At 75.8% G+C, this 6688-nt stretch carries 4 protein-coding genes; all 4 read right to left on the reverse strand.

Annotated features, from left to right (window positions below; all coding sequences use genetic code 11):
* Positions 1-2 precede the first annotated feature (2 nt).
* A complete protein-coding gene (locus ACFU6K_RS27415; protein WP_380667362.1) occupies positions 3-2951 on the reverse strand; it encodes a hypothetical protein in 2949 nt (982 codons plus the stop codon).
* Positions 2951-4837: an HSP90 family protein gene (locus tag ACFU6K_RS27420; RefSeq protein WP_380667364.1), complete on the reverse strand. Its 1887-nt coding sequence runs from the start codon at positions 4835-4837 to the stop codon at positions 2951-2953. Before ACFU6K_RS27420 ends, ACFU6K_RS27415 begins: the two co-directional genes overlap by 1 nt.
* 114 nt (positions 4838-4951) lie before the next feature.
* Entirely contained in the window at positions 4952-5998 is a 1047-nt protein-coding gene (locus ACFU6K_RS27425) for a hypothetical protein (RefSeq protein WP_380667366.1), read from the reverse strand.
* A 130-nt stretch (positions 5999-6128) separates the two neighbouring features.
* Positions 6129-6688, reverse strand: a 560-nt coding sequence (locus ACFU6K_RS27430; RefSeq protein ID WP_380667368.1) for a hypothetical protein, incomplete at its 5' end; no start/stop codon positions are given.

Below are 6688 nucleotides of genomic sequence, written 5' to 3' on the forward strand. Positions count from 1 at the left end.
GGTCAGTTCGCGAACCGCTCCCGCAGCTCCGCCAGCACCTCCGCCGCCTCCGGCAGCCCGGCCGCCTCGCAGCGCGCGATGCCGGCGGCCAGCCGGGCCACCGCCGCGTCCGTGCGCCCGAGGTCGCTGCCCTCGATCAGCGCGGCCAGCCGGACGGCCTCCGCCCGCGGGGACTCGGCTCGCACCCCGCCCGCCTCGTACTCCGCGACGGCCCGTTCGACCTCGGCCAGCGCCTCCTCGTACCGCCCGGCGACGGCCAGCGCACGCGCCCGCTCGTAGTGCGAACCACCGCGCAGGTACCAGGAGTTGTACTCCTCACCGGACCGCTCGGCCGCCTCGCCGACCGCATCCGCCTCGGCCAGCAGGGCGAGCGCGGCCGCCAGCCCCTCCTCGCCCTTCTCCCGCGTCGTCAGCCGGGCCAGCTCCCGCAGGGTGGCGGCCAGCTGGTCCACCTGCGGGGCCTTGCCGTGCGCCTCTCGGGCGCGGGCCAGCGCCGTCTCGGCGGCGTCCCAGCGCTCGGCGCGGGCGAGCGCCAGGGTGGCCTCGCAGGCGACCATGGTGTGGGTCTCCTGGTCCTCCCAGCCGGCCACCAGGTCGGCCAGCCGCAGGTACTCCTCGGCGGCGTCCCGGTGCTCCTCCAGGTCGGACAGGCCCCGGGCGAGGTCCAGCCGGCCCTGGGCGAGCATCCGGACGTCCAGCCGCGCCGCCGACGCGTCCAGCAGCACCGACTCCAGGACGGCCACCGCGTCGGCCGCCCGGCCGGTGTCGCGCAGCACGTCGGCCAGCTGCAGGCGCACCCGGGCGGCCTCCTCGGCCGCCTCGGCGCCCTTGCGGTCGTAGCGCGCGGCCGCCTCCGACAGCGCGCGGACCGCGCCGCCGAGGTCGCCCGCCTGGAGGCAGGAGTGGCCGAGCATCATGTACGTCGGCGCGTACGGGTAGGAGTCGTCGCCCCAGCGCACGGCCTCGGCCAGCGCCCGGTGGAAGACCTCGACCGCCTGGCCCGGCTCGTGGCCCTGCAGCAGCACCTGGCCCAGCAGGCCGAGCACCCGCGGGGTGTGCCAGGGCAGCTCGGCCGCGTCCAACTGGGCCAGCACCTCGCGCAGTTCGGCCTCCGCCTCGGCCAGCCGGCCCTGCCGGGCGGCGATGTCGGCGGTGTACTGCCGGGAGGTGGCGGCCCGCCGCTCGGAGCCGAGCTCCACGGCGGTCCGCCGGTAGGCGCCGACCACCGCCTCGAAGCGCTCGGCCACCTCGGCGGCGGGATCGGGCAGCGTCTCGGACAGGTCGTGGTGGGCGGCGTAGGCGCGGGTCTGCAGCACGATCAGGTAGTCGTCGTCGGTCAGTTCGCCGCCGGCGCGCAGCTCCTCGGCCCGGGCCAGCGCCGCGTCGAGCGCCGCCCAGTCGGCCCGCCGACCGCCGCGCCCGGCGACCTCCTCGCCCTTGTCGGCGTCTCCCTCGTCGCCCTCGTCCAGGTCCGCGATCAGCGTCCGGGCCCGGCACATCAGCGCCGACCCGGCCAGCCCCGCCCGCTCGAACAGCTCGGCGGCGGCCAGCAGCCCGGCCTTGCCCTCCTCGTACGCGTCCCGCTGGAGCGCCTCGTGGGCCCGCTGCTCGGCGAGTTCGGCGCGCAGCCGCTCGGGGCCGCCCAGCTCGGCGCTCTCCGGGTGGACGAAGTCCGCGGCCTCCGCGCGCTCGGCGACCCGCTTCCACAGCCGGTCGGCGTCCGGGTGGCCGAGCACCTCCAGCTCGCGGGCCCGCAGCACCAGGGCGGTGAAGTCCTCCGGCTCCGACTCGACCGTCCGGCGCGGCGCGGGCGCGACCGCCGGGGCGGCCGACAGCCCGGAAGCGGCGGCGGCCCGCACGCCCAGTGCCAGCGGCTCGGCGAGCGGCGGCTGCACAGCCAGCCGGGCCCGCCGCCCGGCGCCGACCGCGTCGGTGCCGTTGCGGGCGTCGAAGCGGGCGGCCAGCGCGTCGCCCTCGGCACGCAGGTGGGCCAGCAGGGAGTCCACCGTCCAGGCCGTGCCGGCCGGGCCGCTGACCGCGAGCCCGCCGTGGCCGGCCCGGGCGAGCTGGGCGACCAGCACCTCGGCACCGGTCAGGAAGTCCAGCCGGGCGGCCGGGTCGCCGGTGACCGCGAACAGGGCGCGGTTCTCGGCGAGCAGTTCCAGGCCGCGCGGCTCGTTGCCGGACAGCGCGCAGAACTCGATGTGCAGGCCGACGGCGCCCAGCATCGAGGCCTTGCCGCGGGCGTGGCGGTAGCCGGCGAGGTGGCCCGAGCGGGCCTCGTCCGACCGGCCCTGGCGCAGTTGCGCGAGCAGCGCCGTGGCCTGGCTGAGGTGGGGCTCCTGCTCGCAGCCGCTCCGGCCGTCCAGCACCGGGGCGAGCGCCTCCAGCGCCCGGGCGTCGTCCCCGGCGGCGAGGTGGTGCCGGGCGCGGGCGCGGGTCTCGCAGGCGTGGCAGTCGCTCAGCTCGGCGCGCGGGCGGGCCGCCCACAGCTCGTAGGCGTCCTGCACGTCGATGCCGGTGTGCGCGGCCAGGTGGTAACGCTGGGCGTAGTACGGCTGGAGGTCCTGGCCGGCCGCGCGGTAGCGGTCGCGCAGCTCGGTGTGCCAGCGCCGCACCGCCGCGAGCGGGACGTCCGGGTTGTCCTTGAGCGTGTCGGCGACCCACTTGAAGCGCCAGAGCACCTGCTGCCGGGCCCAGTCGCCGAAGCCGTCCGGGTCGGTGTCCCAGAGCTTGAGGACGCGGGCGAAGACGACCGGACCCTTGCCGCGCTCGCCGTCGTACTCGTAGGCCTCCATCAGTTCCAGCAGGGCCATCGAGCGGACCCCGGTGTCCTCGAACTGCTCTGCTGCGTCGACGAGTTCCTCGGCGGTGACGGTCCTGGTCCGGCCGTACGGACGGGCGTCGTTCTCGCGCAGCGCGGCCATCACCGCGTCGGGGCTGTCCAGCATCACGCCTCCCCGCCCGCCTCGTTCACCCCGCCCGCCCCGTTCGCCCCGCCGGCTTCGTGGCCGAGCATGGCGTGGTCGAGCAGGCTGATGAACGAGCGGTTGAGCAGCGCGGACTCGCTGGCCTTGAGCGGACGGCGGGTCATCAACACGGCCTGCCCGTACAGCGCCTCGACGGCCGTGACGGCCAGCTCGCGGCTGGTGACGGTGGCGGCGCGGCGCACCAGCGGGTTGAGATGGTTGAGCACCAGCTGGGCGCGGGGCGCCTCCGCGCGCAGCGAGCCGAGGATGTCCGCCCACAACCCGTCCGCCTCGTCGGCGAGTTGGGCACGGGTGCGCTCGTGCCGGGCCTCCCGGTTGTCGAGCAGCAGGGCGGGCGCGTTGGTGGGGTGGAAGCTGCGCAGCGCGACGTCGCAGTCGAACCGGCCGACCACCTCGCGGGCGATCGCCAGGAAGGCGTTGGCGGCCAGCTCGGCGGCCGGGTCGACGGTGTCCAGGTGCGCGGTGACGGTGCCCGGATCGAGGTCGGAGACGGAGACGCCGGGACGGATCTCGGGCAGCCGGTGCACCAGGTCGTGGTCGTAGGTGTAGCCGCCGTTGACCACGCCGAGCCCGGCCGCGCCGGCGATCGGGGCGACCTGGCGGAACTCCTCGACCGTCCTGGTCACCAGCACCGCCGGGTGGCTGCGGGCGAACTCGTCCAGGGTGACGTTGCCGTCGGTGGTCTCGAACGGCAGCCACGGCAGCATCATCCGCAGCAACTCGTCGTCGTAGCGGGCGAGTTCCTTGACGGCCAGGTGGTGGACGGACAGGAAGCGGTGCAGCAGCGCCGGGTCGCTCGCGGACAGGCCGGTCAGCCAGTCGCGGATCCGGGCGCCGAGCGCGTCCCGCACGGCGGCCAGCGTCTCGTCGGCGTACAGGCCCTCGCGGGAGGCGGTGGGGCGCAGCCCGTCGGTGTCGACCACGCAGCGGACGAAGAACGCCCAGTCCGGCAGCAGTTCGTCGGCCTGGTCGGAGAGCAGCATGCCCTTGAGGTGCACCCGGTGGCCGTTGCGGCGCGAGGGCGGGGCGGCGTCCGGCAGGACGTACGCGACGCCGCGCAGGCCGACCAGCGGCAGGTCCAGCTCGATGGTGTCGAGCGGGGTGAAGTCGAAGGCGGCGCGGCAGTACTCGGCGAGCGCGTCACGCCTGGCCAGCGGGGAGGCGTGGCGCTCGGCCCACGGCGGGGTGCGGTTGACCCGGTGCTCGGTTCCGTTGCCGTCGACCACGGTGACGTCGTGGCGCAGCAGGCTGCCGAAGTCCCGGGCGAGGGCGAGGACCCGGCCGGCGCGGGTCCACTCGGCGGCGTCGGCGCGCGGGGCCAGCGTGACGGTGGTGCCCGGCTCGGGCCTGGCCGAGGCGGGCAGGGTGCGGATGGTGTAGCTGCCGTCGGAGCTGCCGCGCCACTCGATCGCCGGGGCGTCCGGGGTGGCGGCGGAGCGGGTGACCACGGTGATCTCGTCGGCGACCACGAAGCAGGCGAGCAGGCCGATGCCGAACTGGCCGATGAAGTCGCCGCGGGCCCGGGCCAGCCCGGCGCCGTCGAGCCGGCCGTCGGCGTCGCGCTTGGAGCTGCGGCCGATGGTGGCGAGGAAGGTGTGGACGTCCTGCTCGGTCAGGCCGATGCCGGTGTCGGTGACGGACAGCTCGTCGTCGGCCCGGACGGTGATCCTGGCCGGCGCCCCCGGGTCGAGGGCGCGGCGGGCGGAGATCGCGTCCACGGCGTTCTGCAGCAGCTCGCGCAGGTAGACCCGCGGGCTGGAGTAGAGGTGGTGGGAGAGCAGGTCCACCAGGCCGCGCAGGTCCACCTGGAAGGTGTGCGCACTCGTCGGGTTGTCGGTAGGGGACACCGGAGGCTCTTTCGATCGCGGGGTGGATGACGGTGGTGGATGACGGTGGTGGGGGCGGCGGGTGGGTGCCGGGATGCGGGATGCGGGATGCGGTGCGGTCGGTAGCGGTGCGCGTCAGCGCCAGTACGAGGTGCAGCGGTCGCGGTGGACGCGGAAGGCCTTGACCGGATCGCCCGACAGGTAGTGCCAGGGCGCCTCGGTCACGAAGCCGTCCAGCGCCTCGAACAGCAGGCGCGCGGTCTTGGGCTGGTCGGCGAGGGAGAAGGCCATCGCGAAGGTGTTGAAGGAGCCCTGCCAGCCGCGCGCCGGCTCGAAGGCCGGGTGCAGGACGGACCGGAAGGCCGCCTCCTGGAGCCCGGCCACCACGGCCGGACTGGTCAGGTAGGCGCGGTCCTCGCCGTCCGGGAGGGCCAGCCAGTGCTCCAGGTGCGCGACCGCGACCAGCTCACCGAGGTGGCTGCCCTCCGGGGCGGCGAGCATCGTGGAGCGGGCGAACGCGTGCATCTCCTCGTGCGAACCGCCCCACTTGGCGCTCAGCTGCTGCAGCCTGACCCAGTGCGAGGCCGAGTTCCGGGGCGCCCGGCGCACCGCGGCCTCGAAGCGGCAGGTGGCGACCTCCGGGCCGAGCGAGGCCCCGAGGGCGCTGGTCTGCAGGAACCGCCAGGGGGCGTGCCAGGACGGCTCGCGCTCGGCGACCTCCAGCAACTGCTCCTCGGCGGTGTCCAGCCGCTTGTGGAACGCCTTCCAGCGCTCCTCGGTGACGTCCTTGGCCCGGGCGCCCGTCCGGGCCTCCCAGCCCCAGGCGATCTGCCGGGCACCGGACAGCAACAGCAGCAGCGTGTCGTCCGGGGCGCCGGCCAGCGCGCGGGACGTCCACTGCTCGACCCGGGGCACGTCGGACATCGCCCCGACGAGGAAGGTCAGCTCCTCGCCCTCGGCGGCGGCCAGCGCGGGGCGCAGCGCGGCCCAGTCCCCGGCGGCGGCCTGCCGGAGCATCAGGCGCACCGACTCGTCCCCGTACGCGGGGTCGAGCCGCGGCTCGCCGCCACCGGCCGGCGCGGGCGATCCGGCTCCCCGGCGGCCGAGGCCGAAGCCGAACCCGCGCCGCTCGGCCCGGTCCCCCGCGCCCTCCCCGCCGGAGCGGCGTCGGAACAGCGGCATGTCTGGCCCCCTCGAACGTCATCGGTATCCTTCGCACGGCCACACAGTGGCCACGGGAAAAGTACATATCACGCTCGACTGACATCCGTTTGCCCAGCCCAGCGCCCTGCCCGCCCGGCGAGGGGTTCCGTCAGGCCGGGCCGAGCCCGGCGTCCGGCGTCTTCCCGGCCTGCGCCTGTTCGATCCGGTTCACCAGCATCACCGCGAACCTCCGCGTCGCGGTCACGTCCACCGGACCGCCCTCGCTGGTGACGCTCGCCACCACGGTGCCCGAGCGCACCACGATGCCGACGCCCTCGCCCTCGGCCAGCGGCCCCTGGAAGGCCTGGCTCTCGCTGCCCAGCGCCGGGGTGTCGATCTTCCTGAACGGCCCGGCGGAGTACGAGGCGTAGTTCTCCTTCAGCCGCTGCGCGGCCGCGTCCCGGCTGGGCAGGGTGTCCACCAGGAAGCGGACGACCACGTCGCCCGAGGAGAACCGGACCGACCCGCTCAGCGGCTTGCCCGCGCAGGAGGCCGCGGCGGCGCCGGCACAGGTGACCCGGTGGTCGGCGGTGTCGACCTTCCGCTTCTCCTCCTCCCACCCGGTCATCGCCTTGGCGTCCGGCAGCACCTGGCCGACCACCTTGTCGTCCAGCAGCGCCGCCTCCAGGTCCCCGTGCGGGGCCTCCGCGGCGGCCGGAGCCGGTGCGG

The organism is Kitasatospora sp. NPDC057512, from assembly GCF_042802135.1.
In the GTDB taxonomy this organism is placed as follows: Bacteria; Actinomycetota; Actinomycetes; order Streptomycetales; family Streptomycetaceae; genus Kitasatospora.